This is a genomic window from Halocynthiibacter sp. SDUM655004 (assembly GCF_026015885.1).
In the GTDB taxonomy this organism is placed as follows: domain Bacteria; phylum Pseudomonadota; class Alphaproteobacteria; order Rhodobacterales; family Rhodobacteraceae; genus Falsihalocynthiibacter; species Falsihalocynthiibacter halioticoli.
The window spans coordinates 330,229-353,916 of record NZ_JAPDUG010000001.1; the positions used below are offsets into that span (position 1 = coordinate 330,229).

Below are 23,688 nucleotides of genomic sequence, written 5' to 3' on the forward strand. Positions count from 1 at the left end.
GGTTGAACGCAACCGGTCTTGCCATGCCTTTTCCTGCGTCACCTAAGCTTCAAAGCGGTCCCGATCATGGGGTTCGGTGAATTCAAGGATCGGGTTGATCGGGATAATCCGGTTCGGATTAATCGTGTCGTGGCTATAGTGATAGTGGCGAACGATGTGATCCAAATTGACGGTTTCGGCCACGCCCTCTGTTTGGAACAGATCGCGCGTGTAGCCCCAAAGATTGGGGTAATCGATGATCCGCTTTCGGTTGCATTTGAAATGCAGGTGATAAACAGGGTCAAACCGTACGAGCGTTGTAAACAGCCGCCAATCCGCTTCGGTTACGCGATCTCCCATCAGGTAGCGGGATTTTCCAAGGCGCTCTTCTGCCCAGTCGAGCGTTTCAAAAAGCGTGTGCACGGCCTCGTCATAGGCCTCTTGGCTGGTGGCAAAGCCGCTTTTGTAAACGCCATTGTTGATGCCGCTGTAGACGCGGGAGTTCACCTCTTCGATCTCGTCGCGCATCTCTTCCGGCCAATAATCTGCGGTGTTGCCGGTAATGTCGTCAAAAGCAGAGTTGAACATGCGGATGATTTCGCTGCTCTCGTTGCTGACGATTGTGTTTTGCTTCTTGTCCCAAAGAACAGGGACGGTCACACGCCCGCTCACGTCCGGCACGGCTTTGGTATAGACATCGCGCAGGAATGGCAGGCCAAAAAGATCATCGCCGGTTGTGCCATCGAAATCGGTGCTGAATGTCCAGCCCTCATCAAGCATATCGGGATGAACAACCGAAACGCTGATGTGATCTTCGAGGTTTTTGAGTGCTCGGAAAATCAAGGTGCGATGCGCCCAAGGGCAGGCATAGCTGACGTATAGATGATATCGCCCGCTTTCGGCCTTGAAACCTCCCTCGCCAGAAGGTCCGGCGCTGCCGTCTTTGGTGATCCAGTTTCGGAAGCCAGCGGTTGAGCGTTTGAACTTACCGCCAGTTGATTCCGTATCGTACCACGTTGCTTCCCATTTGCCGTCTACTAGCTGACCCATGTTGCCTCCTGAGTTACTGTTGGACCTTACATATGCGCGCTTTCGAAGAACATAACCTTCATCAGCGCGCAGCTTCTCTGCATGGTTGCACATGCGTCAGCTTTCGGCGAATCCGATTGCGTCGCTTTATCCCTTTGGTTAGGGTCTTCGCACGACGCCCGAACGGGCCAGAGAGGTTGGTTGTGAACGCTCGACCCAGACAGGGGAGCCGAAGCAACATCGTGTAGCGTAGAGTTCTACGGTTGCTTCCCTCTGCAATTCTAAAACTGGAGGACATCATGTCATATCTGAAATCATCTTTTGTTGCAGCGGCAGGCGCCATCGTTGCATCGCCTGTTCTTGCGCATCCTGGCCACGTTGCTGAATCGCATGGTCACACACATTGGCTGGCAATTGCGGCTGTTGGTGCGGCGGTTGTTGTGGGCTTTTGGGCCGTCACGCGACGCACAAAAGACGAGACGCTTAAGGCAGAAGCTGAAGCGAAGCCTTCCGACAAAGACGACCTTCAGGAAGCGTAATGGCCAAGACAGGCGTAATGATTTGTGGTCATGGCTCACGCAGCCAGGCCGCCGTCGACGAATTTGCGGTGCTGGCCGAGAAGCTTCCGCCGCTATTGCCGTCTGACTGGATGGTGGATTACGGCTATCTTGAGTTTGCTAATCCGGTGATCCGCGACGGGCTAGACCGCCTGCGCGAGGCTGGATGCGAAAAGATTGTGGCCGTTCCGGGGATGCTGTTTGCGGCAATGCACGCAAAGAACGATATCCCAACTGTACTCAATACTTATGCCGCCAAACATGGAATCGATGTGTCCTATGGCCGCGAGCTTGGGGTTGATCCCAAGATGATCGCCGCCGCAGGTGCGCGGGTTCAAGAAGCCGTGGACAAAGCGAATGCAGAGCATGGCGAACTGCCGCTTGAGGAAACCTGCCTCGTGGTCATTGGCCGCGGCGCGAGTGATCCGGACGCCAACGGTAACGTGAGCAAGATCGCACGGATGCTTTGGGAGGGTATGGGATTTGGCTGGTGCGAAGTTGGCTATTCCGGCGTGACCTTCCCGCTGGTGGAACCGTGCCTGAATCATGTTGCCAAGCTCGGCTACAAACGGGTCATCGTGTTTCCATACTTCCTGTTCACAGGTATTCTGATCGACCGGATCTACGGCTTCACAGATCAGGTCGCCGAAGCGCATCCTGATATTCAGTTTGTTAAAGCCGGATACCTTAACGATCACCCAAAGGTGCTTGAAACATTCGCCGAGCGTGTGACGGAGCAATTGGGCGAAGTGGTGCCGCCAACCTGCGGAACCTGCAAATATCGCACACAGGTTTTGGGCTTTGAGGCTGAGGTAGGCGCGGTTCAGGAAAGTCATCACCATCATGTTGAAGGGCAGGGCGCAAGCGCTCCTGGTTCGAACGTAGAGGACTGTGACCTGTGCGATAGTTTCTGCACGGGGGAGTGTCGGTTGGATATGGATCCCCACCACCATCACCACCACGATCACGACCACAGCCACGCGCATGGCCACGCACACGGCCACGATCATCTCCATGACCACGATCATGTGCATCCTGAGTATCCTCATGCGAAACACCCTCACGGGCCTGAAAGTGCGCGCAAGAAATGAGTGATCACCCGCATAAGCCGCCCCTGCGCTATATCCGCGAGCCACGCGAGATCTATCGTCAGAGCTTTGCGACGGTCTCGGAAGAGGCGCGTCTGGAGCGGTTCGATGCGGGGATGGCCGCGCTTGCCACGCGGGTCATTCATGCCTGCGGTATGATTGAGGTCGCCGACCGGTTGGCCTATTCGGAAAACGCCTTCGCAGCAGGGCGCGCCGCGCTTGAAGCTGGGGCGCCTGTTTTGTGTGATTGTGAAATGGTCGGCGCTGGGATCATCCGGCGCTACCTTCCCGCCAAGAACGAAGTGATTGTTACGCTAAACGATGCTTCCGTTCCCGAGCGGGCCAAAGAGATCGGCAATACACGCTCCGCAGCGGCGGTAGAGCTTTGGGCCGACCATTTGGAGGGCGCTGTCGTGGCCATCGGCAACGCGCCAACTGCACTGTTTCATTTGCTTGAATTGCTGGACCAAGGCGCGCCGAAGCCTGCTGTTATCCTCGGGTTTCCGGTTGGATTTGTCGGAGCTGCCGAGAGTAAGGCAGAGCTCGCCGCACGTCCGCGCGGTTGCGATTTCGTTGCGTTGCGCGGGCGCCGTGGTGGTTCTGCGATTGCTTCGGCTGCCGTTAATGCTCTGGCGGCAGGGCTTGTGGAAGTGTCGGACCGCTAGATAGGAGGGCGTCATGAAGGCTTGGTTACATGTTGTCGGTATCGGTGAAGACGGGCTTGAGGGGCTCACCCCCGCGACCCGCGCAGTTGTTGAAGCCGCAGAGGTCATTGTCGGTGGCGACCGCCATCACGAGCTTGCAGGCGAGAATAACGCCGAGCGCCTTGCGTGGCCCTCACCCTTTGATGCGTTGATTGATGTGCTCCACGCCCACAAAGGCAAGCGGGTAGTTGTTTTGGCAACGGGTGATCCGCTTTGGTATTCCGTTGGCGCGCGGATTGGTCGTGAAATCGATCCGTCCGAGATTATTTATCATCCGCAAGTGGGCGCGTTTCAGCTTGCCGCCGCGCGGATGGGGTGGAGCATGGCCGATCTTGAAACGCTTACGGTGCATGGCCGCCCCGTTGAGCAGATGATCGCCTTTATCCAGCCGGATCAACGCTTGCTCATCCTGACCACAGGCGCAGATACTCCCGCCCAGATTGCCAAGTTCCTGACCGAGCGCGGATTTGGCCGCAGCAAGATGGTCGTGCTGGCGGCAATGGGCGGTGAGAATGAGGAACGGTTCGAAGGGCTGGCGGAGAGTTGGGATCACGAGGTGCCAGCTTTCAACACTTTGGCTGTTGAATGCGTGGCCGCGCCTGATGCTGCGCTTTTGCCCCGTGTGCCAGGTCTTGAGGACGAGCTTTTCGTGCATGACGGCACCATGACGAAGCAGGAAGTTCGCGCTGTTACCGTTGCGAAGCTGATGCCGATGCGGGGCGCACTGCTTTGGGATATCGGCACGGGCTGTGGCTCTGTAGCCGTCGAGTGGATGCGCGCGGCGCGATACGCAAGAGCGGTCGGGATCGAGCCACGGGCCGATAGGCGCGCGATGGCGGCGGCGAATGCGCTTGCACTTGGTGTGCCCAAGCTGGAACTGATCGAAGGCACCGTCCCCGCTGCGCTCGAAGGGCTTGATGCGCCCGACGCGATTTTTATCGGCGGCGGCCTGAGCGAGGAAACTTTTGCGGCTTGTTGGACTGCATTGCGCCCGCTGGGACGGTTGGTCGTTAACGCGGTGACGCTCCAGAGCGAGGGGCTGCTCACGCGGCTCCATGGTGAATATGGCGGTACGCTTGTGAAAATCGCGATCAACCGCGCAGAAGCCCTCGGCCCCGAGGAGCTTGGCCACAAGGGCTGGAAACCGCTGATTCCAGTGACGCAGTTAAGTTTGGTCAAAAGATGAGCGGTGTTTTCTATGGCGTTGGGCTTGGTCCCGGTGCTCCCGATTTGATGACCCTGCGTGCGGCCAAACTGATTTCGGAAGCGCGCGTGATTGCATATCCGTCGCTTGAGGGTGGCGATAGTTTTGCCCGCTCGATCGCGGCAGAACACATACGCGACGGCATTCAAGAAATCCGCCTAGATATCCCCATGACCGTTGCTCGCGAACCCGCCCAAGCCGCCTATGATAAGGGCGCAGCAGAGATTTCGGCTGTGCTGGAAACGGGACAGGATGTGGTTTGCCTTTGCGAGGGTGATCCGTTTTTCTACGGCTCCTTCATGTATCTTTTTGCGCGCGTATCCAAACGGTTTGAAACGGTCGTCGTTCCTGGTGTTACGAGTGTGACGGCCTGTGCCGCTGTTTCGGCCTCTCCGCTTGCTGCACGAAACGAGCGGGTCACGATCCTTCCTGGCCCGCTCCCCGAAGAAGAGTTGCGCCACCGCATTGAGGGCGCCGAGAGCGTGGCCGTGATGAAAGTCGGGCGGCATCTGCCCAAGATACGCGCTGTAATTGACGAGTTGGGTTTGCTGGCGCAGGCCACATATGTCGAGCGTGCGAGCCTGCCTGATCAGGTCGTTTGCCCGCTCGCCGAAGCGCCAGACTCCGCTCCTTATTTTTCTATGATCTTGCTTACGAAAGGCGCCGACCCATGGCTCTGACGCCCCGCTCTAATCCGGTAGCTCCGGTGGTTATTTGTTTGTCGCGCTCCGGAGAGCCTGTGGCCCATCGTGTTGCGAAGAGCCTTGGCGCGAAACTGCATGGCCGCGAGGGCCGCGTTGATGTTGCCGATGCGTTTTTCGCCAATGCCTTGGACCACGTGCGCACTTTATTTGCGGCGGGAACGCCCGTTGTGGGTGTTTGTGCGAGCGGCATATTGATCCGCGCAGTTGCGCCGCTTTTGGCGGATAAAACGGTAGAGCCGCCTGTTGTTTCAGTGGCTGATGATGGTTCTGTTGTCGTGCCGCTTTTAGGGGGGCACCGAGGCGCGAACCGGCTGGCCAAGGAGATTGCAGAAGCGCTCGAAAGCAAAGCGGCGGTAACAACCGCTGGCGATGTTGCGCTTGGCGTCGCGCTTGATGCGCCGCCTGCGGGATATCGGCTTGCGAACCCTGAAGCGGCAAAGCCCGTAATGGCCGCGCTTTTGGCTGGTGGCGGAGCACGGCTCGAAGGCGAGGCGTTGTTTGACCTTGAGCATGACGCAAACGGGGATGTTGCGCTTGTTGTCACTGAGGCACCTGTAAAAGGCGACGACGCGCAACTTGTTTATCATCCGCAACGTTTCACACTTGGTGTCGGGTGCGCGCGGAACGCTGACCCTGAAGAGCTATGGGAGTTGGTGCAAAAAACACTGGCCGATGCTGGGATTGCTGAGGGCGCGATTGCCTCTGTGAACTCGATTGACCTTAAGGGCGACGAGCCTGCTATGAACGAGGTTGCAAAACGGCTTGGCGTGCCGTTGCGATTGTTCACAGCCGAGGAGTTGGAGGCCGAAGCCTCGCGCCTTGCGACCCCCTCGGACGTGGTTTTTGCCGAGGTCGGCTGCCACGGTGTAAGCGAAGGTGCCGCACTGGCTGCGGCGGGCGAAGATTCCATACTGACCGTTCCAAAACAAAAGACAGCAAACGCCACTTGCGCCATTGCGCGGACCGGCGAAGTTATCACCGAACAAAAAGGGCGCTCGCGCGGGCGGCTCTCGATTGTCGGCATAGGTCCAGGCCAGCATTCATGGCGTACACCAGAGGCGAGCCAGTTGATTGCGGAGGCCGAGGAACTCGTTGGTTATGGCCTTTATATTGATCTGCTGGGCCCGCTGGCGCACGGAAAAACGCGCTCTGACTTTCCGCTTGGCGGTGAAGAGGACCGCTGCCGCTATGCGCTAGAGCAAGCGGCGAAAGGCAAGAACGTCGCGCTTGTATGTTCGGGTGACGCGGGTATTTACGCGATGGGCGCTCTTGTGTTTGAGCTTCTGGATCGTGGCCCTGATGAGATGGGCGTTTCGGGTGCCGCACATCGGGTCGATGTGATTTCAACGCCGGGTGTTTCAGCGTTGCAAGGGGCTGCGGCACGCGCGGGCGCGCCTCTGGGGCATGACTTCTGTGCCATCTCGCTTTCCGATCTTCTGACGCCACGCGAGGACATTGTGAAGCGCCTTCATGCTGCGGCGGAAGGGGACTTCGTGATCGCATTCTACAACCCCGTTTCTATGCGTCGCCGCACGCTTTTGGCCGAGGCGCGGGATATTTTGTTGAAACACCGCCCTGCCGATACCCCTGTGATGCTTGCCAGTTCGCTTGGCCGTCCGGAGGAGCACGTGCGGTATCGCAAACTCTCCGAGCTTGAGGTGGATGAGGTCGATATGCTGACCGTTGTTTTGGTCGGCTCAAGCCACTCGAAACTCGCCCAGCTTGGTGAAGGGCCGCGCATGTACACGCCGCGTGGATATGCCCGCAAAATTGATGGCGACTTGGCAAGCTGACGCGTCCCAACCAATGAAGATTGAGAGAGCAATATGACCGTATTTTTTGTTGGTGCCGGACCGGGCGATCCAGAACTCCTGACGCTGAAGGCCGCTCGGATTATCGGGGAATGTCCGGTGTGTCTTTATGCAGGAAGCCTTGTGCCGCCGGAGGTTGTTGCTTGTGCCCCTGAAGGTGCCAAAGTGATGGATACCGCGCCGATGACGCTGGATGAAACTCATGCAGAAATATTGGCGGCGCATAAACGTGGCGAGGACATTGCGCGGGTACATTCAGGCGATCCGTCTCTCTATGGAGCAATCGCCGAGCAAATCAGACGCTTGCGCGAAGACGAGATTGACTATCAAGTCGTGCCCGGTGTTCCGGCCTATGCCGCAGCGGCAGCGGCATTGGGGCAGGAGTTGACCATCCCAGAGGTGGCGCAATCCATTGTTCTCACGCGCATGTCTATGCAAAGCACATCCATGCCTGAAGGTGAGACACTTGAGAATTTCGCCCGCACGGGTGCGACCTTGGCGATCCACCTTGCTGTGCGGAATATGCGCGAGATCGAGCGTGTTCTGACGCCGTATTATGGCGCTGATTGCCCTGTTGTGGTGGCCTATCGGGTTGGGTGGCAGGACGAGCTATTTCTGCGTGGAACCTTGGCAGATATTCGCAAGAAAGTCCGCGCCGAGAAGATTACACGCACGGCACTCATCCTAGTTGGTCCTGCGCTTGGTGGCGTGCGAGACTTCAAGGATTCCGCGTTGTACGACCCCGACAAACCCCATGTTTTACGGCCTGTTGCGGGCGTTGATCTTGTTGAAGATCACAACACATAAGCGCAACACATAGCGCAAAAACGCCTGTCACATAACGTTAACTTGACCGAAACCCCTCCGGTGTCATGCTAGAGTAGGATGCTGCTCGCGCATTGCGATTCTGGAGGGAACATGTCTGATTTTTTGCCCAAAGAGGTCCGTGAAGGCTTGGAACAAGCCCGCATGGCCGACCTCAAAAAGAAGAGCCGTCTGCGTGTGCAAACTGGTGAGCGGAGCGTGCCGATCTTGCGATTCTGGGAAAGCGGATTTGCGATTGAAGCGGAAAATGCGCCGAATATCCGTGGCCTTGTCGATGTATTCGATGGCGCACGGCATCTCTATCAATGCTTGATCGTTGCGTCGGAAACGCAGGACAGCGAGATTGTGTTTGATTTCAAAAGAGCGACCGCCGCTATGAAGGAAGCCGCTCTTGATTTCGCGCCACCAGACGATGCGCCGGTTGCCCTGATCGGGCGTTAACTACTGCAAATCTGAGAAAGCATTTTGAAGGCGCTCAACCGCGTCTTCAATCCGCGACGCAGGAAGGCCTAGGTTGAAGCGCACATGATGTTCGCCGCCTTTCCCGAAAACATGGCCAGGGGTAGCAGCGATCTTGGCATCTTGCGTTATGCGCTTTTTGACTTCAGCAGCACTCATACCGGTATCGGAAAAATCCACCCATGCAAGATAGGTGCCTTCGAGGTGCATCGGTTTGGCGCCCGGGATTTTTGCCACACCCTCTTCAAATATTTTGCGGTTTTCCCCTAGATATTTACAAAGCGCGTCTACCCATTTGCCGCCCTCTTCATTGTAGAGGGCTTGTGTGAGTTTTACGCCGAAAACATTCGGTGAAAGACCGAGGGACTTCTTTCGAGTAAAGAATTTGGTGCGGATATCTTCGTCGGGAATGATGACATGCCCGCAGTTCGCTCCAGCGACATTGAACGTTTTTGACGGTGCATTAAGCGTAATCAGCCGTGGCAGGGCGCCTTCGATCAAAGCGGTTGGGACATGTTTATACCCGTCATATACGAGGTCTTGGTGGATTTCGTCGGAGATAAGCAGTTGGTCGTGCCGCTTGGCAAAGGCCACAACTTCGCTCAGTTCCTCCTTGGTCCAGACGCGTCCCGCAGGGTTATGCGGAGAGCAGAGGATCAGCATTTTCTCCTTGCCCGTCATTTGAGCGTCATAGGCTTCGAAATCCATGACGTATTTATCGCCATCGCGAACCAGCGGGCACTCAACCACCGTTCTGCCTTGTGCTTTGATAACTTTTGCAAACGCGTGGTACACGGGTGTGAATAGCACTACGCCGTCGTCTTTTTCAGTAAATGTATCAAGCGCGATCGCCACCGCATTAACAAGGCCACTGGTGGTCAAAAGCCACTCTGGCTCGATTTTCCAGCCATGGCGGTTTTCCATCCACCAGCACACTGCGTCTTTGTAAGGCTTGGTGGCATCAGAATAGCCCAAAATCCCGTGATCTACTAATTTCTGCATCGCATCGAGCGCAACTTGCGGTACGCGGAAATCAGTGTCTGCGACCCACATGGCGAGACCATCGTCCGGCGACACATCGAACAAGGACTCCATTTGGTCCCATTTGTCAGAACCAGTGCCGCGGCGGTCGATAATTTCGTCAAAATTCATGATGAGGGTCCTCTGGATGTGCAACGACGGCAAGCTATCAAAATCAAAAGCGCGTGCAACAAGATTGCAACGACGCTGGAGTTGGCCTACATGACGCCTATGAGTATTCGACCGATCCTGATCCACCCCGACCCGCGCCTGAAAAAGGTTGCTGATGCTGTCGAGACTGTCACGCCTGAGCTGAAAGGCTTGGCTGAAGACATGCTCGAAACCATGTATGACGCGCCCGGCATTGGCCTTGCTGCGCCGCAAATCGGCATTCTGAAGCGGCTGATTGTGCTTGATTGCGTGAAAGAAGAAGACGCCAAGCCCGAGCCAATGGTGATGTTCAACCCAGAGGTTGTCTGGGAGAGTGAGGCGCTCAATACATATGAAGAGGGCTGTCTTTCGATCCCCGATCAGTATGGAGAGGTCGAGCGTCCGGCGGAAGTTGGCGTGAAGTGGATCGATATTGAAGGCGAGGCTCGCGAGGCAAAGTTTGATGCACTCTGGGCGACTTGTGTTCAACACGAAATCGACCACCTGAACGGCAAACTGTTTATTGACTATCTCAAGCCGCTGCGCCGCCAAATGATTACCCGCAAGATGCAAAAGCTCAAACGAGAGCGAGCCCGCGCATGACGGTTCGTCCGTTCGTTCCGTGGCCGGACAAGCGTCTGCGCACACCTGCCGAAGTGGTGAGCGAGATCACTGATGAGGTCCGTGCCATCTGGGCGGATATGGTTGAAACCATGGATGCGATGCCGGGGTATGGTCTTGCGGCGGTTCAGATCGGCGTGATGCAGCGCCTTGCGGTTGTGGATTGTAGCGAGGAGCGCGGTAAGGCAGTTTTGCTCGCCAATCCAGAAGTTCTTCATGCCAGTGCCAAGCTGCGCGAACATCAGGAAGCCAGTCCTAACCTTCCCGGCGTGTCGGCGGTCGTTTCGCGCCCGCGTGCGGTGACAGTTCGGTTTCTGAATGAGAATGGCGAGATGGAAGAGCGCGATTTTGTCGGGCTTTGGGCGACTTCGGTTCAGCATCAGATCGACCACCTGAACGGCAAGATGTATTTCGATAATCTATCCAAGATGAAGCGCGATATGCTTGTGCGCAAAGCGCGGAAGTTGCGCAGCTAAGGAGGCGTTATGCGCGTTGTTTTCATGGGAACGCCGGAGTTTTCGGTACCTGTTCTGGATGCGCTGGTTGATGCAGGTCATGAGATCGCTGCCGTCTACTGCCAGCCGCCACGGCCAGCAGGGCGCGGCAAGAAAGACCGCCCCAGCCCCGTTCATAGACGCGCAGAGGCGCTGGGCTTGCAAGTCCGTCACCCTGTTTCACTAAAGTCTGCAGAGGCGGTCGCGGAATTTGCGGCGCTTAATGCGGATATTGCTGTTGTCGTTGCTTATGGTTTGATCCTTCCGCAAGCGATTCTGGACGCGCCAAAACACGGATGTCTGAACATTCATGCGTCACTGCTTCCGCGTTGGCGGGGAGCGGCACCGATCCATCGCGCGATTATGGCGGGGGACAAGGCAACAGGCATTTGCATCATGCAGATGGATGCGGGGCTTGATACCGGAGATGTCTTGCTGCGCGAAGAATGTGAGATTGGGGAAGAGGAAACAACTGCTCAACTTCACGATCGCCTCTCAGAGCGGGGTGCAAAGCTGATCGTCGAGGCGCTTGCGCGATACTCTGAGTTAACGCCGGAGCCGCAACCCGAAGAAGGCGTGACCTACGCCAGCAAAATCGACAAAGCAGAAGCGCAAGTCGATTGGTCAGAACCTGCTGAAATTGTAGATCGAAAGATCCGCGGACTTTCGCCTTTTCCCGGTGCGTGGTGCGTGGTTGGTGAGGAGCGCCTGAAACTGCTGCAATCGCGTCTGTGTGAGGGCAGCGGAGAGGCTGGCGAGGTTCTTGGTGAGATGCGTATTGCGTGTGGGTCTGGTGCCATTGAAATCACGAAGGCGCAGCGGCAAGGCAAAAAGCCAATGACGGCCGAAGAAATCCTGCGTGGATTTACCCTCCCGGAAAAATTGACCTAAGGCGTTTCGGGGGAGAAACTCCGTCCTTTTCCCCTTCCCCTCATTCACAGTCCAAGCCATAGTGACCGCATGGTTATTTATCTTATCATTATTGGGGCTGCTGCCGGATTTATCGCGACGCGGCTCATGAAAGTCGAAGCCAATATCGTGATTACGATGGCGATCGGGATTGGCGGAGCGCTCATTGGCGGGCTGCTCCTGCGGGTTCTGCTATCGGTTCTGGGCATTGGGGCCGGCTTGGTTGGCGCAATTCTTGGCGCAGTGCTGCTGATCTGGCTATATCAGACCTATATTCAGAAAAACGGCCCGCGCTTCTAGGCTTCAGGTTTCGGCTTTTTGAACGGTTCCATGCCTTCGCGCGCCAGCTCGTCTGCCCGCTCATTCTCCGGATGCCCAGCGTGCCCCTTGACCCATTCCCAAGTGACGTCATGGCGTCGGTTGGCCTCGTCGAGCCGCTTCCAAAGGTCTTCGTTCTTAACCGGTTTCTTCTGGGCGTTCTTCCAGCCGTTCTTCTTCCAGCCGTGAATCCATTTGGTCAGCCCGTCTTTGACATAGGTGCTGTCGGTCACGATGGTGATTTTTGTTTTTCGGTCTAGAATTTCCAGCGCACTGATCGCTGCCATCAGTTCCATACGGTTGTTGGTCGTGTCTTCGGCGCCGCCGCACATCGGGCGCTCTTTGAGAACCGTTTCGCCATCGCGCGCGATCAATAAAACCCCCCATCCCCCAGGGCCGGGATTTCCGGAACAGGCTCCGTCGGTATAGGCAATAAATTCAGGCATAGGCGCGTATCATGATCCAAGGGGCGACTGTGCCATCAAGGCCTTTATCAGCGCCGGTGGCGAAATGGTTTGGGCGAAATCCGGCAGCTTTGAGCAAATCTACAAGCTCTTCCTTGCTGTAGTAAGCATAGAAGCGTCCAATCTTGTCACGCTGCTCACCTGTTCCGGTTTTCATCGAAATATGGAAGATACCGCCCGCTTTGATTGCGGTTTTGATCGCAGCGAGGTGGCGCGGAAGCTCGGCTTTTGGGGCGTGCAGAAGACTGAAGCTGGCCCAGATACCGTCATAGAGGTCGACCTTATCCAAGTCATCAAAGCTGCCAAGCGTTACATCGATATTGTAAGATTTCTTGGCCAGATCGACCATGGATTGCGAAGCATCCATTGCGTCCACAACTAGGCCGGCGTCGCGCATCGCCGCAGCTGTCCGCGCCGGGCCGCAGCCGAAATCAAGCACGCGGCCACCTTTAGGGACAAGCGCGATGAATTCATTTAGCGCGTGATAAGGGGCGTTTGGCGCGGCGAGTTTTGTATAGTCTCTTGCGCGCTCGTTGTAGGCGCTGACTGTCTCTGGATCGATACTCATTATGCCGTCCGAAGAACGCGGGGAACCTTGAACTCGACGTTTTCCTCGGCCGTTTCGATTGTCTCGACGGTCACGTCATACCGATCTTGAAAGGCGCCGATGACCTCATCCACCAGCACTTCTGGCGCGCTGGCTCCAGCAGTCAGCCCAATGGATTTAACCCCTTCGAGCGCACGCCAATCTATATCGGTGGCGCGCTGAACGAGCTGCGAATAACCACATCCCGCAGCCTTGGCGACCTCGACAAGCCTCTTCGAGTTCGAGCTGTTTGGTGCGCCGATCACGAGGATTGCGTCTGATTTCGGGGCCATCGCCTTGACCGCTTCTTGACGGTTGGTCGTGGCATAGCAGATGTCTTCTTTATGCGGTGCCTTGATCGCTGGGAAACGCTCTTTGAGGGCTTCGACGATCAGCGCCGTGTCATCAATAGAGAGTGTGGTCTGCGTGATATAGGCGAGCTTGTTTTCGTCGCGCACGTTAAGCGTGGCAACATCTTCGGGCGTTTCAACAAGCAAGACTTCGCCCTCGGGCAATTGCCCCATGGTGCCGACGGTTTCAGGGTGCCCCTTATGGCCGATCATAACCATTTGAAGTCCGTTTTCCGCGTGGCGTTCGGCTTCGATGTGAACCTTGCTCACGAGCGGGCAGGTCGCATCGACAAAAAGCATCTCGCGGGCTTCAGCAGCGGCAGGAACGGATTTGGCCACGCCATGGGCCGAGAAGATCACGGGACGATCATCTGGGCATTCCGCCAGCGTTTCGACGAAAACAGCGCCTTTTGCCCGTAAGCCGTCAACGACATATTTGTTGTGAACAATCTCGTGGCGCATATAGACAGGCGCGCCCCATTTTTCGAGCGCCATTTCTACGATCTTTATGGCGCGCACAACGCCCGCGCAGAATCCGCGCGGCGCAGCAAGGTAGAGTGTGAGGGGCGGGTGAGACATAGGGACCTCTTTTTCGCGTGCCTAAAGCATCCAGCCAAATACTTGAATTACTTTTTCGCGGCCGTGCACTTTGCTCAAACGCGAAACGTGAATTTGGATGCCCCGAGTTTTGGTCGGACGCTGTAAGAGGTAAGACTTTGACAGAGGACGGTAAAGCCCCTTGCCCGCACAAGTGGCGTTTTTGTGCGGGCAAGTTCGGCGTAGGTGGAGGCCCCAAGAGGCCTCGTCACATTAATTAGTCGTCGTCGACAGTGGCGAGCATCGGGTCAACGCCGCCAACATCTTCGCGCGGTGGGCGACCAACAACATCTTTTAACTCTTCGAGTTCGATGAAGTTGTCGGCCTGACGGCGCAGTTCATCAGAAATCATCGGCGGCTGGCTTCGGATGGTGGAAACAACCGATACCCGAACACCTTGGCGCTGTAGACTCTCGATCAGCGGGCGGAAGTCTCCGTCACCGGAAAAGAGCACGATGTGGTCAACATGCGGCGCAAGCTCCATAGCATCGACAGCAAGTTCGATGTCCATGTTGCCCTTTACCTTACGGCGACCCATTGAATCTGTGTACTCCTTGGCTGGCTTGGTCACCATGGAGAAACCGTTGTAGTGGAGCCAGTCTACGAGCGGGCGGATCGGGGAATAATCGTCGTTCTCCAGAAGCGCGGTGTAGTAGAACGCGCGAAGGAGCTTTCCGCGGCGCATGAATTCCTGACGGAGTAGTTTGTAATCGATGTCGAACCCAAGTGACTTTGCTGCTGCATAAAGGTTTGAACCATCGATAAAGAGCGCGAGGCGCTCGTCACGATAAAACATAATATGTCCTTCCTAAAACTTCGCACCCGTTTCCGTGAGTGAGTGAGTGGGGTAATGATAGATACGAAGATAATCTAAATTTAGGGATATTCGTGGATGCCGCAACCCATAGAGCGTCACAAAACGTTCACATTTGGCCTGATTTCGCTTGGATCCAATGTTTCGACGCAAGGTTACAAACCTTTAGACAGGTTGAAATCTGCTCTTTCTGACCTCCGGGACAGCGGTTTCACGATTCGTGCCACTAGCAAATATTATCACGCCCCGTTTTTCCCGCCGAATCAGGGGGCAGATTTCGTGAATGCCGTTGCAGAAGTCGCGGCGGACATCCCCGCGGAGGAGGCAATGCAGCGTTTTCATGAAGTCGAAAACAATCACAATCGCGAGAGGCCCTATCGTTGGTCTGATCGCACGTTGGATATTGATCTTTTGACTTGGACGCATGAGGGCGAAGAGTTGGTGCGGCCAGACCCGCAAAAACAGGCCGAATGGCGAAATTTGCCTTTGGAAGAACAGAAAAAACGAGCGCCAAAAGAGCTTATTCTGCCACATCCGCGCCTACAGGATCGTGCGTTTGTGCTGATTCCTCTAAGTGACATTGCGCCGGAGTTTCGACATCCCGTGACAGGAGAAACCCTGCGTCAGATGCTGGATGTGCTTCCAGAAAGTGATAAATCAGCGATATTTCCCCTGAAAACCTAGGGTTTTTGCCCTTGTCAATAGTTTCGCAAGCGCCTAAACAGACCTCTTCAAACCCCCGAATTGCTGAGGAGTCCTCATGGCCCGCGTTACGGTAGAAGATTGCGTTGATAAAGTTCCTAACCGCTTTGAGCTGGTGATGCTCGCGTCGCACCGTGCCCGTGAGATTTCATCCGGTGCAGAGATCACTGTTGATCGCGACAACGACAAGAACCCTGTTGTTTCCCTGCGTGAAATCGCAGAAGAGACACAGCTTGCCGATGACCTGCGCGAGCGCATGATCGAGAGCAACCAGACCCAGATCGAAGTCGACGAACCCGAAGCCGACGATATGGCGCTTCTTATGGGTGCAGAGACAGCTGACAAACCCGACGAAGACGAAGCAAATGACGAGATGCTCCTTCGCGCGTTGATGGAAGCTCAGGGACAACAGTAGAGGGCGCACGCGCGCCATAAAGGCGGATTGGATGATCGACGTCGACGACCTGATCCAGCTGGTCCGTAACTACAACCCCAACACCGATGCAGAGAAAATCGCCGCGGCCTATGCGTATGGCCGCGAGATGCACAAGGGGCAGTACCGCCAGTCTGGCGAGGAATATTTTACCCATCCGGTTGCCGTTGCTGCGATTCTGACCGAGCAACAGCTTGATGATGCAACAATCATCACGGCGCTCTTGCACGACACAATCGAAGACACAAAATCAACCTATACCGAGATCGCGGAGCGGTTCGGTAAAGAAGTTGCCGAGCTTGTTGATGGCGTCACGAAGCTGACCAACTTGCAGCTGTCCAGTTCGGAAACCAAGCAGTCAGAGAACTTTCGCAAGCTGTTTATGGCAATGTCGAAGGACATGCGGGTTATCCTGATCAAGCTTGCCGACCGCCTGCACAACATGCGCACGATCAAGGCTATGCGTCCGGAGAAGCAGGCTCAGAAGGCTCGCGAAACGATGGACATTTTTGCGCCGTTGGCAGGCCGTATGGGTATGCAATGGATGCGCGAGGAGCTTGAAGACCTCGCGTTCCGCGTTTTGAATCCAGAAGCGCGCAATTCTATTATCCGCCGCTTCATCATGCTTCAGCGTGAAACCGGCGATGTAATTCACAAGATTACGCACGACATCCGCGCCGAGCTAGAAGCCGAGGGCATAGACGCCGAAGTCTATGGCCGTGCGAAGAAGCCCTATTCCATCTGGCGCAAGATGGAAGAGAAAGGGATCGGCTTTTCCCGGTTGTCGGATATTTACGGGTTCCGCGTGATTACCCGTGTTGATTCCGATTGTTACCGTGTGCTGGGCGCAATTCACCGCCGCTGGCGCGCTGTGCCCGATCGGTTCAAGGATTACATCAGCCAGCCGAAGTCCAACGGATATCGCTCGATCCATACCACTGTTTCGGGTCGTGACGCTAAGCGCGTCGAAGTACAGATCCGAAGCCGCCAAATGCATGATGTGGCAGAAAGTGGCGTTGCGGCGCATTGGTCGTATCGCGACGGTGTGCGAGCTGAAAACCCATTTGCTGTTGACCCTGCGAAGTGGATTTCCGGCCTAACCGAGCGATTTGCCAATGCCGAGGATCATGACGAGTTTCTGGAGCATGTTAAGCTCGAAATGTATTCGGATCAGGTGTTCTGTTTTACGCCCAAAGGCGCGGTTGAAAAGCTGCCTAAGGGGGCGACGCCGCTTGATTTTGCCTATGCCATTCACACACGCATCGGCGACAGCTGTGTGGGCGCAAAGGTCGACGGTATCCGCGTGCCGCTCTGGACACGTTTGAAGAACGGCCAGTCGGTTGAGATTATCACAGCCGAAGGCCAACGCCCGCAACCAACGTGGCTTGATATCGTTGTTACCGGGCGAGCCAAGGCGGCTATTCGCCGAAGCCTGCGTGAAGAAGACCGTGAGCGGTTTATCAAGCTTGGCCGAGAGCTTGCGCGGGTTGCGTTCGAACATATCGGCAAGAAAGCGACGGAAAAAACTCTGTTGCGCGCGGCGAAGCAACTTGGGTTGGTCGATACGTCTGAACTACTTGCGCGTTTGGGAAGTGCAGAACTTGCTGGGCGCGATGTTGTTGAGGTTGTCTATCCCGAATTGGCCGCGCGTAGCGGTGAAGAGATCGACGAAGCACGCGCGGTCGTTGGCCTTTCGCCCGGGCAAAGCTTTCAGCGCGCGCAATGCTGTCAGCCGGTTCCCGGAGAGCGTATTGTCGGCATCACTTATCGCGGACAGGGCGTGGTTGTGCACGGCATCGATTGCCCCGTGCTCGGCGATTACGAAGAGCAAACAGAGCGTTGGGTCGACCTTCATTGGCATTCTGGTCGCCATCCTGCTGTGCATACCGTTACAATAGATGTAACGATAAGCAACGACGCAGGTGTGTTGGGTCGCATTTGCACATTGATCGGAGAACAGGGCGCGAATATCTCTGATATGCATTTCTCTGACAGGAAGCCTGATTTCTACCGCTTGATGATCGACGTTGATCTCAGGGATGCAGAACATCTTCATGCGGTCATAAATGCGCTTGAAGTTGATGAGAATGTTGCTTCAATCGAACGCCACAGGGATAAAACCCGAAAACCCGCCTAATCGGCTGTAAAGGAAGAGTACTTGGTATTTAAGCGCCGCGATAAACGCCCAATTTGGCAGGTCGTCGTGGACTTTTTCTATCCCAAGGGAGGATGGAAGCGCGCGTTTTACTATGTGCAGCACCGTCTTCACCGTCTTCCCGATCCTCCACATCGTATTGCGCGGGGTCTCTTTATTGGGGTTCTCATCAGCTTTACCCCGCTGTTTGGGATGCACTTCATCTTTGCGGCTCTTTTGGCCAAGGCCATCCGTGGAAACATCATGGCCGCGTTGCTCGGAACGTTTTTTGGTAATCCGCTGACTTTCCCGTTTATCGCGACTTTGAGCCTGCAGCTTGGGTATCTCATCATGGGGTATCCCCATGGTGACCCGCACCGAGGGAACGTGTTTGAATATTTCAAAAGCTCTGGAATAGAGATCAAACGCAATTTCGTAGCGCTGTTTACAAATGCAGACGCGAACTGGTCCAGCCTTAGCGGGTTCTACGAAAGCATCTTCCTGCCCTATCTGATTGGCGGGATCGTTCCCGGCGTTGTCTGTGGGCTTGTGGTTTACTATCTCTCTGTGCCGTTGATTACGGTGTATCAGAACCGCAGGCGCGGGCGACTTAAGAAAAAGCTGGACGAGCTTCGCAAGAAAGCCGCAAAGAAGGCTGACGGCGAGGTCTGATCCCGCTAGGTTACATTCGGAACAGATTGAGCCGCGCGATGACGGCTATGAAATAGAGGAAATGCCATGTCGACAGCAAACAAGCTGCGCCTCGGGGTGAACATTGATCACGTTGCAACGGTGCGAAATGCACGCGGAGGCAATACACCAGATCCGTTGCGCGCTGCGCTTCTGGCAGAGAAAGCAGGTGCGGATGGCATTACGGCTCATTTGCGGGAAGATCGCCGTCATATCGGTGACGCTGATATCGAAGGGCTGATGGAGGCGCTTTCGGTGCCACTCAATTTCGAGATGGCCGCCACAGAAGAGATGCAGGCCATTGCGCTTCGTCATAAGCCTCATGCGGTTTGTGTCGTGCCGGAAAAGCGCGAAGAGCGCACTACGGAAGGCGGGCTTGATGTAGCGCGCGAGGAAAACCGCTTAGCGCATTTCATCGCGCCGCTCAGTGATGCAGGATGCCGCGTTTCAATATTTATTGCCGCCGACAAACGCCAGATCGAGGCCGCGCACCGAATTGGTGCGGCAGTAATTGAATTGCACACGGGCGCTTACTGCGACGCTCATGCAGAGGGTGATTTCGCCACGCGAGACGCGGAGTTGGAAAGCTTGCGCGAGATGTCGACCTTTGCGCATTCTCTTGGGCTTGAAGTCCATGCTGGCCATGGCCTGACGTATGATACGGTACAGCCCATCGCAGAGTTTCCAGAAGTCGCAGAATTGAACATCGGTCATTTCCTCATCGGAGAGAGCATATTCCGTGGGCTAGAGCCTGCGATTGCCGAAATGCGGCGGCTTATGGATGAGGCGCGCGCATGACAGGGGCCGAGCTTGGCCTATTGTGGCTCGGTTGGGCGATTGCCGGTGCAAGCCCCGGACCAGCAACAATGGCGCTTGCGGGCACATCCATGAAACAAGGCCGCCAAGCGGGACTGGCTCTTGCGTTGGGAATCCTTGTCGGAAGCGCCACTTGGGGAATTGCGGCCGCTTTGGGAATGAGCGCGGTGATGGTTGGGAATGCGTGGATTTTCACGACCTTGCGATACGCGGGCGCCGCCTATCTCTTGTTCCTCGCATATAAGTCCATGCGCTCTGCCTTTTCGCGAAGCGATGCTAAATTACAGGCCGCAATCACGGGGACAACCAAGCAAGTTTTTCTAAAAGGCGTTCTGCTTCATCTAACGAACCCGAAGGCGATCCTTGCATGGGGCGCGATTTATGCCATCGTGCTGCCAGAGGGCGCGACAAGTGCCGAAGTGTTTAGCCTATTTGGGTTCTTGTATCTTGCATCACTCATTGTTTTTCCGAGCTATGCGATCCTGTTTTCAACGCGCGGTATGGTTAGCACCTATCAGCGCCTAAAACGGTGGTTTGAAGGGACATTTGCGGTGCTGTTTGGTGCTGCGAGCCTTAAGATTTTAACGACGAGGGGATTTGAATGAAATTATTAGCTTTTGTCGCTGCGCTGGCAGCGCCTGGAATTGCATCCGCGCAAGAGGTTCTTGATTGCGATTGGCAGGCATCGGCCCAATCGATTGCGGAACCATGGGAGGAGAACACGCGCACCTTTGCGAACGGCGATGTGCGTCTCGCATTGCTCGATACAATCGAACCTGCCGCTGGCTCAACTTATCTGCTTGTGCTTTCGCCTCCTTTTCACGAATTGGGCGATCGCCAGTGCAAAGTTATCGGCCTTTCAAGCGTCGTAGGCTTTACAAATCTAGAGTTCTCCACACTTCAGGCCGATTACGATCCTGCTGTTGGATTGGTCTTTACCATCGACGGATCAACCTACGTCCATGAGACTGGCGGCTCTGAGGGGGGCGTTCTGTCGTTTAGCCTGAACCAAGCAACAGGTGATATCAATCCAAGCTATGAGCCGGATCCGCAATGATCCTTGGCATTGGTACAGACCTTGCGAACATCGAGCGCATTCAAGGTACGCTTGATCGGTTCGGAACACGGTTCAAAAATCGTGTGTTCACCGAAACCGAGCAAGCCAAAGCCGAGCGTCGACGCGATGTTGCGGGAACCTATGCCAAGCGTTGGGCAGCCAAAGAGGCCTGCTCAAAAGCGCTGGGAACTGGGCTTGCTATGGGGATCAGTTGGAAGGATATGGCTGTTCGAAACATGCGAAGCGGCCAACCTGTAATGGAAGTCACGGGCTGGGCCAAAGAGCGGCTCGAACAAATGACACCAGCAGGCCACGAAGCGATTATCCATGTAACCCTTACCGACGATCACCCATGGGCGCAGGCCTTTGTCGTGATCGAAGCACGCCCCGCTAAGCCAGAGACACCAGCGTAAAACTTGACTCTCCCCGCCTTGCGCCTCATGTAGCGCACAACCCATATTTCAAGGAACTACAGGCGAATGAAAACGACCGAGAAAAAAGAAGACGGCATCGTCGAAACCATCAAAACAGTGGTCTGGGCGCTTGTGATCGCAGGGATCTTCCGCACGCTGTTCTTCCAGCCGTTCTGGATTCCGTCTGGCTCTATGAAAGACACGCTTTTGATTGGCGATTTTCTCTTCGTCAACAAAATGGCCTATGGCTATTCCGCCGTATCTTGCCCATTCGGAATTTGCCCGATTTCGGGGCGTATTCTTGGATCGGAACCAGAGCGCGGCGACGTTGTTGTGTTCCGGCACCCGACATCCGGTCAGGATTACATCAAGCGCGTGATCGGTCTTCCCGGTGATAAGATTCAAATGAAAAACGGTGTTCTTTTCATCAACGGTGAAGAGGCGAAACAGACTCCGGACGGCGTATTTGTTGAAGAGTACGAGCCTCAAGGTTCGGTCGGAAATATGCCGGCCTGTATGGAAAGCCGTACAGAGGCGGTGAACTCCTGTACCAAAGAAAAATTCATCGAAACCCTGCCAAATGGTGTTTCGCATTCCATTCTGAATGTGGGCAATACATTTGTGGACAACACACCGGTCTTTACTGTTCCGTTGGAGCATTACTTCTTTATGGGTGACAACCGCGATAACTCGAACGACAGTCGTCAGGGTGTTGGCTTTGTCCCGTACGAGAACCTAATCGGTCGTGCGGATCGCGTTATCTTTTCCTCCGCTGGTAAATCGCTGTTCTTCTTCTGGACGTGGCGCGGCGACCGTTTCTTTAAGGCGATTGAGTGAAGCTGGCGGCCGAACTCAAGGCCTTCTGTGGCCAGATCGGACATGAGTTTGCCGATCCCTCGCTCTTGGTGCGGGCGGTTACGCACAGCTCCATGTCCTCACCCACTCGCGCGGACAACCAGCGCGATGAGTTTCTGGGCGACCGTGTTCTTGGCCTTGTGATTGCCGAGGCGCTTCTGAAGCATGACCAAAAGGCGAGTGAAGGGTTGCTTGCGCCGCGGTTCAACGCGCTTGTCCGTAAGGAAACCTGTGCGGATGTGGCGCGAGAAATCGGGCTGGGCAGTGTTCTGAAGCTTGGTCGGTCTGAAATGATCTCTGGTGGTCGGCGTAAAGAGGCGCTTCTTGCGGATGCAATGGAAGCTCTTATCGCTGCGATCTATCAGGACGCTGGATTTGATGTTGCGCGCGATTTTGTGCTGCGGCTGTGGGGCGATCGGATCACCAAAGTTGAAGCCGATGCCCGCGATTCAAAAACGGCGCTTCAGGAATGGGCGCAGGCCCGCAAGCTTAACCCGCCAAAATACATCGAGATTTCGCGCAGTGGGCCGGATCATGCTCCGGTTTTCACAATCGAGGTCCGGCTTGAAAATGGCAAAAGCGAAAAAGCCACAGCAGGCTCCAAACGCAATGCCGAACAGGCCGCCGCAACCGCGCTCCTTGCGCGTCTGGAAGGAAAATCATGACCGACACACGTGCAGGTTTCGTCGCCCTTATTGGTGAACCCAACGCAGGGAAATCCACACTCCTGAACTATATGGTCGGGGCCAAGGTTTCGATCGTGACCCATAAGGTTCAGACAACGCGCGCCCGCATACGGGGCGTGACGGTTGAGGGGCAAAGCCAGATTGTTTTTGTCGACACTCCCGGCGTATTCCGCCCACGCCGTCGGCTTGATCGTGCGATGGTTGCCGCAGCATGGGGCGGCGCGGCGGACGCGGATGTCGTTGTGCTTCTGATCGAGGCGCATCGCGGCGTAACCGAAGGCGTTGAGCAGATCATCGAGACGCTTCAAGAGCTTGCAGACGGTCGCAGCATCGCGCTTGCGATCAACAAAATTGATCGGGTTAAGTCCGAAGTGCTGCTTGGTTTGGCCGCGAAGATGAACGAGATGTTCCCCTTTGACGAGACTTTCATGATCTCTGCGGAAAAAGGCCACGGCGTTGAAACGCTACGCCACTGGCTTGCCAAAGAGGTGCCTGCTGGCCCGTGGCTTTATCCTGAAGACCAGATCGCGGATCTGCCTCTTCGTATGATTGCAGCGGAAATTACGCGCGAGAAACTGACTCTAAGAATGCATCAGGAGCTTCCGTATCAGCTCACAGTCGAGACGGAAAAATGGGAAGACCGTAAAGATGGCTCGGTCAAGATTGACCAGCTGATTTACGTAATGCGCGACGGGCATAAGGGTATTGTGCTGGGCAATAAAGGCGAGTCGATCAAAGCGATTGGCAAGGCCGCGCGTGAGGAGCTTGAAGAGTTTCTTGGGCGTAAGGTGCATCTTTTCCTTCAGGTCAAAGTGCGGCCCAACTGGCTTGAGGAATCCGAGCGCTATGACGAGATGGGCCTGAATTTCAAAGACGGAAATTCATGAGCCGACTGACGGCGGAAATTTGGGTTTCGGCCTATCTCACGCGACTTCGTCTTGCGGATATTCCAGCGTTTGTCGTTACAAAAGGTGACCTTACGGCGGGCGCTGTGTTGGTGAAACTTAACACGCTCGATGGCAATGCCGAGGCCTTCCAAAAGAGTTTTGACCTTATGACGGGCGAGCGGACTTGGATTAGCCTGCATGCGGGCCCCGAAGCAGACGTTGACGCTTCTATCGCCAAACAACGCAGTTTTGATCCCGATCTATGGGTTATAGAGGTCGAGGATCGCGCGGGGCGGCATTTGCTCGACGAACCGGGTTTGGCCGATTAACCT

The 23,688-nt window shown here is 55.6% G+C and carries 30 protein-coding genes; 24 read left to right on the forward strand and 6 right to left on the reverse strand.

What is annotated here, in order from left to right; all coding sequences use genetic code 11:
- Nucleotides 1–42: 42 nt before the first annotated feature.
- Nucleotides 43–1,029, reverse strand: a complete 987-nt coding sequence (locus tag N9C89_RS01600; protein ID WP_263952074.1) for a glutathione S-transferase family protein — start codon at nucleotides 1,027–1,029, stop codon at nucleotides 43–45.
- A gap of 278 nt (nucleotides 1,030–1,307) precedes the next feature.
- Here N9C89_RS01600 and N9C89_RS01605 point away from each other — a divergent pair, with 278 nt between their 5' ends.
- From N9C89_RS01605 to N9C89_RS01640, 8 genes are all read left to right on the forward strand, one after another.
- Nucleotides 1,308–1,547 (forward strand): DUF6732 family protein, encoded by a 240-nt coding sequence (locus N9C89_RS01605; protein WP_263952075.1) that lies wholly within the window; start codon nucleotides 1,308–1,310, stop codon nucleotides 1,545–1,547.
- Entirely contained in the window at nucleotides 1,547–2,656 is a 1,110-nt protein-coding gene (locus N9C89_RS01610) for a sirohydrochlorin chelatase (RefSeq protein WP_263952076.1), read from the forward strand. Before N9C89_RS01605 ends, N9C89_RS01610 begins: the two co-directional genes overlap by 1 nt.
- A complete protein-coding gene (locus N9C89_RS01615) occupies nucleotides 2,653–3,318 on the forward strand; it encodes a precorrin-8X methylmutase (protein WP_263952077.1) in 666 nt (221 codons plus the stop codon). Before N9C89_RS01610 ends, N9C89_RS01615 begins: the two co-directional genes overlap by 4 nt.
- Before the next feature lie 13 nt (nucleotides 3,319–3,331).
- Entirely contained in the window at nucleotides 3,332–4,543 is a 1,212-nt protein-coding gene (gene cbiE / locus N9C89_RS01620; RefSeq protein WP_263952078.1) for a precorrin-6y C5,15-methyltransferase (decarboxylating) subunit CbiE, read from the forward strand.
- Nucleotides 4,540–5,241, forward strand: coding sequence for a precorrin-2 C(20)-methyltransferase (gene cobI, locus N9C89_RS01625; protein ID WP_263952079.1), 702 nt, complete (start codon nucleotides 4,540–4,542; stop codon nucleotides 5,239–5,241). Before cbiE ends, cobI begins: the two co-directional genes overlap by 4 nt.
- Nucleotides 5,232–7,058, forward strand: coding sequence for a precorrin-3B C(17)-methyltransferase (gene cobJ / locus N9C89_RS01630; protein ID WP_263952080.1), 1,827 nt, complete (start codon nucleotides 5,232–5,234; stop codon nucleotides 7,056–7,058). Before cobI ends, cobJ begins: the two co-directional genes overlap by 10 nt.
- A gap of 33 nt (nucleotides 7,059–7,091) precedes the next feature.
- A complete protein-coding gene (cobM, locus tag N9C89_RS01635) occupies nucleotides 7,092–7,883 on the forward strand; it encodes a precorrin-4 C(11)-methyltransferase (protein WP_263952081.1) in 792 nt (263 codons plus the stop codon).
- Between the two features lie 111 nt (nucleotides 7,884–7,994).
- Entirely contained in the window at nucleotides 7,995–8,342 is a 348-nt protein-coding gene (locus tag N9C89_RS01640) for a hypothetical protein (protein ID WP_263952082.1), read from the forward strand.
- On the opposite strand, the gene N9C89_RS01645 is transcribed toward N9C89_RS01640, so the two are convergent.
- On the reverse strand, nucleotides 8,343–9,512 hold the full coding sequence (locus N9C89_RS01645; RefSeq protein WP_263952083.1) for a MalY/PatB family protein: 1,170 nt from the start codon (nucleotides 9,510–9,512) through the stop codon (nucleotides 8,343–8,345).
- Nucleotides 9,513–9,611: 99 nt separating this feature from the next.
- Here N9C89_RS01645 and def (N9C89_RS01650) point away from each other — a divergent pair, with 99 nt between their 5' ends.
- The 4 genes from def (N9C89_RS01650) (at nucleotide 9,612) to N9C89_RS01665 (ending at nucleotide 11,854) form a co-directional block, all read left to right on the forward strand.
- Nucleotides 9,612–10,133, forward strand: a complete 522-nt coding sequence (gene def, locus N9C89_RS01650; protein ID WP_263953261.1) for a peptide deformylase — start codon at nucleotides 9,612–9,614, stop codon at nucleotides 10,131–10,133.
- On the forward strand, nucleotides 10,130–10,627 hold the full coding sequence (def, locus tag N9C89_RS01655; RefSeq protein WP_263952084.1) for a peptide deformylase: 498 nt from the start codon (nucleotides 10,130–10,132) through the stop codon (nucleotides 10,625–10,627). Before def (N9C89_RS01650) ends, def (N9C89_RS01655) begins: the two co-directional genes overlap by 4 nt.
- A gap of 9 nt (nucleotides 10,628–10,636) precedes the next feature.
- Nucleotides 10,637–11,536, forward strand: a complete 900-nt coding sequence (gene fmt / locus N9C89_RS01660) for a methionyl-tRNA formyltransferase (RefSeq protein ID WP_263952085.1) — start codon at nucleotides 10,637–10,639, stop codon at nucleotides 11,534–11,536.
- A 69-nt stretch (nucleotides 11,537–11,605) separates the two neighbouring features.
- On the forward strand, nucleotides 11,606–11,854 hold the full coding sequence (locus N9C89_RS01665) for a GlsB/YeaQ/YmgE family stress response membrane protein (protein WP_263952086.1): 249 nt from the start codon (nucleotides 11,606–11,608) through the stop codon (nucleotides 11,852–11,854).
- On the opposite strand, the gene rnhA is transcribed toward N9C89_RS01665, so the two are convergent.
- The 4 genes from rnhA to N9C89_RS01685 all read right to left on the reverse strand — a co-directional run bounded on the left by rnhA (nucleotide 11,851) and on the right by N9C89_RS01685 (nucleotide 14,665).
- Nucleotides 11,851–12,318: a ribonuclease HI gene (gene rnhA / locus N9C89_RS01670; protein WP_263952087.1), complete on the reverse strand. Its 468-nt coding sequence runs from the start codon at nucleotides 12,316–12,318 to the stop codon at nucleotides 11,851–11,853. The two genes, N9C89_RS01665 and rnhA, sit on opposite strands and share 4 nt — an antisense overlap.
- On the reverse strand, nucleotides 12,311–12,904 hold the full coding sequence (locus tag N9C89_RS01675) for a class I SAM-dependent DNA methyltransferase (protein ID WP_263952088.1): 594 nt from the start codon (nucleotides 12,902–12,904) through the stop codon (nucleotides 12,311–12,313). Before N9C89_RS01675 ends, rnhA begins: the two co-directional genes overlap by 8 nt.
- Nucleotides 12,904–13,851, reverse strand: a complete 948-nt coding sequence (gene ispH / locus N9C89_RS01680; RefSeq protein ID WP_263952089.1) for a 4-hydroxy-3-methylbut-2-enyl diphosphate reductase — start codon at nucleotides 13,849–13,851, stop codon at nucleotides 12,904–12,906. The genes N9C89_RS01675 and ispH overlap by 1 nt, the downstream gene beginning before the upstream one ends.
- Nucleotides 13,852–14,086: 235 nt before the next feature.
- Nucleotides 14,087–14,665, reverse strand: coding sequence for an NYN domain-containing protein (locus N9C89_RS01685; protein WP_263952090.1), 579 nt, complete (start codon nucleotides 14,663–14,665; stop codon nucleotides 14,087–14,089).
- 96 nt (nucleotides 14,666–14,761) lie between these two features.
- Here N9C89_RS01685 and folK point away from each other — a divergent pair, with 96 nt between their 5' ends.
- The 12 genes from folK to N9C89_RS01745 all read left to right on the forward strand — a co-directional run bounded on the left by folK (nucleotide 14,762) and on the right by N9C89_RS01745 (nucleotide 23,685).
- Entirely contained in the window at nucleotides 14,762–15,367 is a 606-nt protein-coding gene (gene folK / locus N9C89_RS01690) for a 2-amino-4-hydroxy-6-hydroxymethyldihydropteridine diphosphokinase (RefSeq protein WP_263952091.1), read from the forward strand.
- A 76-nt stretch (nucleotides 15,368–15,443) separates the two neighbouring features.
- Nucleotides 15,444–15,800, forward strand: coding sequence for a DNA-directed RNA polymerase subunit omega (gene rpoZ, locus N9C89_RS01695; protein ID WP_263952092.1), 357 nt, complete (start codon nucleotides 15,444–15,446; stop codon nucleotides 15,798–15,800).
- A 31-nt stretch (nucleotides 15,801–15,831) separates the two neighbouring features.
- Nucleotides 15,832–17,955 carry a RelA/SpoT family protein gene (locus tag N9C89_RS01700; protein ID WP_263952093.1) on the forward strand — a complete coding sequence of 708 codons (2,124 nt, stop codon included), beginning with the start codon at nucleotides 15,832–15,834 and terminating at the stop codon, nucleotides 17,953–17,955.
- A 21-nt stretch (nucleotides 17,956–17,976) separates the two neighbouring features.
- The gene (locus N9C89_RS01705) at nucleotides 17,977–18,624 is read left to right on the forward strand and encodes a DUF2062 domain-containing protein (protein ID WP_263952094.1); all 648 of its coding nucleotides are present in this window, start codon (nucleotides 17,977–17,979) and stop codon (nucleotides 18,622–18,624) included.
- Nucleotides 18,625–18,690: 66 nt separating this feature from the next.
- Entirely contained in the window at nucleotides 18,691–19,440 is a 750-nt protein-coding gene (locus N9C89_RS01710; protein WP_263952095.1) for a pyridoxine 5'-phosphate synthase, read from the forward strand.
- The gene (locus tag N9C89_RS01715; RefSeq protein WP_263952096.1) at nucleotides 19,437–20,063 is read left to right on the forward strand and encodes a LysE family translocator; all 627 of its coding nucleotides are present in this window, start codon (nucleotides 19,437–19,439) and stop codon (nucleotides 20,061–20,063) included. The genes N9C89_RS01710 and N9C89_RS01715 overlap by 4 nt, the downstream gene beginning before the upstream one ends.
- Entirely contained in the window at nucleotides 20,060–20,515 is a 456-nt protein-coding gene (locus tag N9C89_RS01720) for a hypothetical protein (RefSeq protein ID WP_263952098.1), read from the forward strand. The genes N9C89_RS01715 and N9C89_RS01720 overlap by 4 nt, the downstream gene beginning before the upstream one ends.
- Nucleotides 20,512–20,928, forward strand: a complete 417-nt coding sequence (gene acpS, locus N9C89_RS01725) for a holo-ACP synthase (RefSeq protein ID WP_263952099.1) — start codon at nucleotides 20,512–20,514, stop codon at nucleotides 20,926–20,928. The genes N9C89_RS01720 and acpS overlap by 4 nt, the downstream gene beginning before the upstream one ends.
- A 66-nt stretch (nucleotides 20,929–20,994) precedes the next feature.
- The gene (gene lepB, locus N9C89_RS01730) at nucleotides 20,995–21,765 is read left to right on the forward strand and encodes a signal peptidase I (protein ID WP_263952100.1); all 771 of its coding nucleotides are present in this window, start codon (nucleotides 20,995–20,997) and stop codon (nucleotides 21,763–21,765) included.
- Nucleotides 21,762–22,448: a ribonuclease III gene (gene rnc / locus N9C89_RS01735; RefSeq protein WP_263952101.1), complete on the forward strand. Its 687-nt coding sequence runs from the start codon at nucleotides 21,762–21,764 to the stop codon at nucleotides 22,446–22,448. Before lepB ends, rnc begins: the two co-directional genes overlap by 4 nt.
- A complete protein-coding gene (gene era, locus N9C89_RS01740; protein WP_263952102.1) occupies nucleotides 22,445–23,356 on the forward strand; it encodes a GTPase Era in 912 nt (303 codons plus the stop codon). Before rnc ends, era begins: the two co-directional genes overlap by 4 nt.
- Complete coding sequence (locus N9C89_RS01745) at nucleotides 23,353–23,685, forward strand: DUF1491 family protein (RefSeq protein ID WP_263952103.1); 333 nt, start codon at nucleotides 23,353–23,355, stop codon at nucleotides 23,683–23,685. The genes era and N9C89_RS01745 overlap by 4 nt, the downstream gene beginning before the upstream one ends.
- The last annotated feature ends 3 nt before the right edge of the window (nucleotides 23,686–23,688 follow it).

Bases quoted from the DNA above. Each gene is read 5' to 3' on its own strand.
- N9C89_RS01610 (WP_263952076.1), top strand. From the start codon at position 1,547: ATGGCCAAGACAGGCGTAATGATTTGTGGTCATGGCTCACGCAGCCAG.
- N9C89_RS01720 (WP_263952098.1), top strand. From the start codon at position 20,060: ATGAAATTATTAGCTTTTGTCGCTGCGCTGGCAGCGCCTGGAATTGCA.
- acpS (WP_263952099.1), top strand. From the start codon at position 20,512: ATGATCCTTGGCATTGGTACAGACCTTGCGAACATCGAGCGCATTCAA.
- def (WP_263952084.1), top strand. From the start codon at position 10,130: ATGACGGTTCGTCCGTTCGTTCCGTGGCCGGACAAGCGTCTGCGCACA.
- N9C89_RS01645 (WP_263952083.1), bottom strand. From the start codon at position 9,512: ATGAATTTTGACGAAATTATCGACCGCCGCGGCACTGGTTCTGACAAA.
- N9C89_RS01605 (WP_263952075.1), top strand. From the start codon at position 1,308: ATGTCATATCTGAAATCATCTTTTGTTGCAGCGGCAGGCGCCATCGTT.
- rpoZ (WP_263952092.1), top strand. From the start codon at position 15,444: ATGGCCCGCGTTACGGTAGAAGATTGCGTTGATAAAGTTCCTAACCGC.
- cobI (WP_263952079.1), top strand. From the start codon at position 4,540: ATGAGCGGTGTTTTCTATGGCGTTGGGCTTGGTCCCGGTGCTCCCGAT.
- lepB (WP_263952100.1), top strand. From the start codon at position 20,995: ATGAAAACGACCGAGAAAAAAGAAGACGGCATCGTCGAAACCATCAAA.
- N9C89_RS01600 (WP_263952074.1), bottom strand. From the start codon at position 1,029: ATGGGTCAGCTAGTAGACGGCAAATGGGAAGCAACGTGGTACGATACG.
- ispH (WP_263952089.1), bottom strand. From the start codon at position 13,851: ATGTCTCACCCGCCCCTCACACTCTACCTTGCTGCGCCGCGCGGATTC.
- N9C89_RS01675 (WP_263952088.1), bottom strand. From the start codon at position 12,904: ATGAGTATCGATCCAGAGACAGTCAGCGCCTACAACGAGCGCGCAAGA.
- N9C89_RS01685 (WP_263952090.1), bottom strand. From the start codon at position 14,665: ATGTTTTATCGTGACGAGCGCCTCGCGCTCTTTATCGATGGTTCAAAC.
- rnhA (WP_263952087.1), bottom strand. From the start codon at position 12,318: ATGCCTGAATTTATTGCCTATACCGACGGAGCCTGTTCCGGAAATCCC.
- def (WP_263953261.1), top strand. From the start codon at position 9,612: ATGAGTATTCGACCGATCCTGATCCACCCCGACCCGCGCCTGAAAAAG.
- N9C89_RS01640 (WP_263952082.1), top strand. From the start codon at position 7,995: ATGTCTGATTTTTTGCCCAAAGAGGTCCGTGAAGGCTTGGAACAAGCC.
- N9C89_RS01665 (WP_263952086.1), top strand. From the start codon at position 11,606: ATGGTTATTTATCTTATCATTATTGGGGCTGCTGCCGGATTTATCGCG.
- fmt (WP_263952085.1), top strand. From the start codon at position 10,637: ATGCGCGTTGTTTTCATGGGAACGCCGGAGTTTTCGGTACCTGTTCTG.
- N9C89_RS01745 (WP_263952103.1), top strand. From the start codon at position 23,353: ATGAGCCGACTGACGGCGGAAATTTGGGTTTCGGCCTATCTCACGCGA.
- N9C89_RS01615 (WP_263952077.1), top strand. From the start codon at position 2,653: ATGAGTGATCACCCGCATAAGCCGCCCCTGCGCTATATCCGCGAGCCA.
- folK (WP_263952091.1), top strand. From the start codon at position 14,762: ATGCCGCAACCCATAGAGCGTCACAAAACGTTCACATTTGGCCTGATT.
- cobJ (WP_263952080.1), top strand. From the start codon at position 5,232: ATGGCTCTGACGCCCCGCTCTAATCCGGTAGCTCCGGTGGTTATTTGT.
- N9C89_RS01715 (WP_263952096.1), top strand. From the start codon at position 19,437: ATGACAGGGGCCGAGCTTGGCCTATTGTGGCTCGGTTGGGCGATTGCC.
- N9C89_RS01700 (WP_263952093.1), top strand. From the start codon at position 15,832: ATGATCGACGTCGACGACCTGATCCAGCTGGTCCGTAACTACAACCCC.
- N9C89_RS01710 (WP_263952095.1), top strand. From the start codon at position 18,691: ATGTCGACAGCAAACAAGCTGCGCCTCGGGGTGAACATTGATCACGTT.
- cobM (WP_263952081.1), top strand. From the start codon at position 7,092: ATGACCGTATTTTTTGTTGGTGCCGGACCGGGCGATCCAGAACTCCTG.
- cbiE (WP_263952078.1), top strand. From the start codon at position 3,332: ATGAAGGCTTGGTTACATGTTGTCGGTATCGGTGAAGACGGGCTTGAG.
- era (WP_263952102.1), top strand. From the start codon at position 22,445: ATGACCGACACACGTGCAGGTTTCGTCGCCCTTATTGGTGAACCCAAC.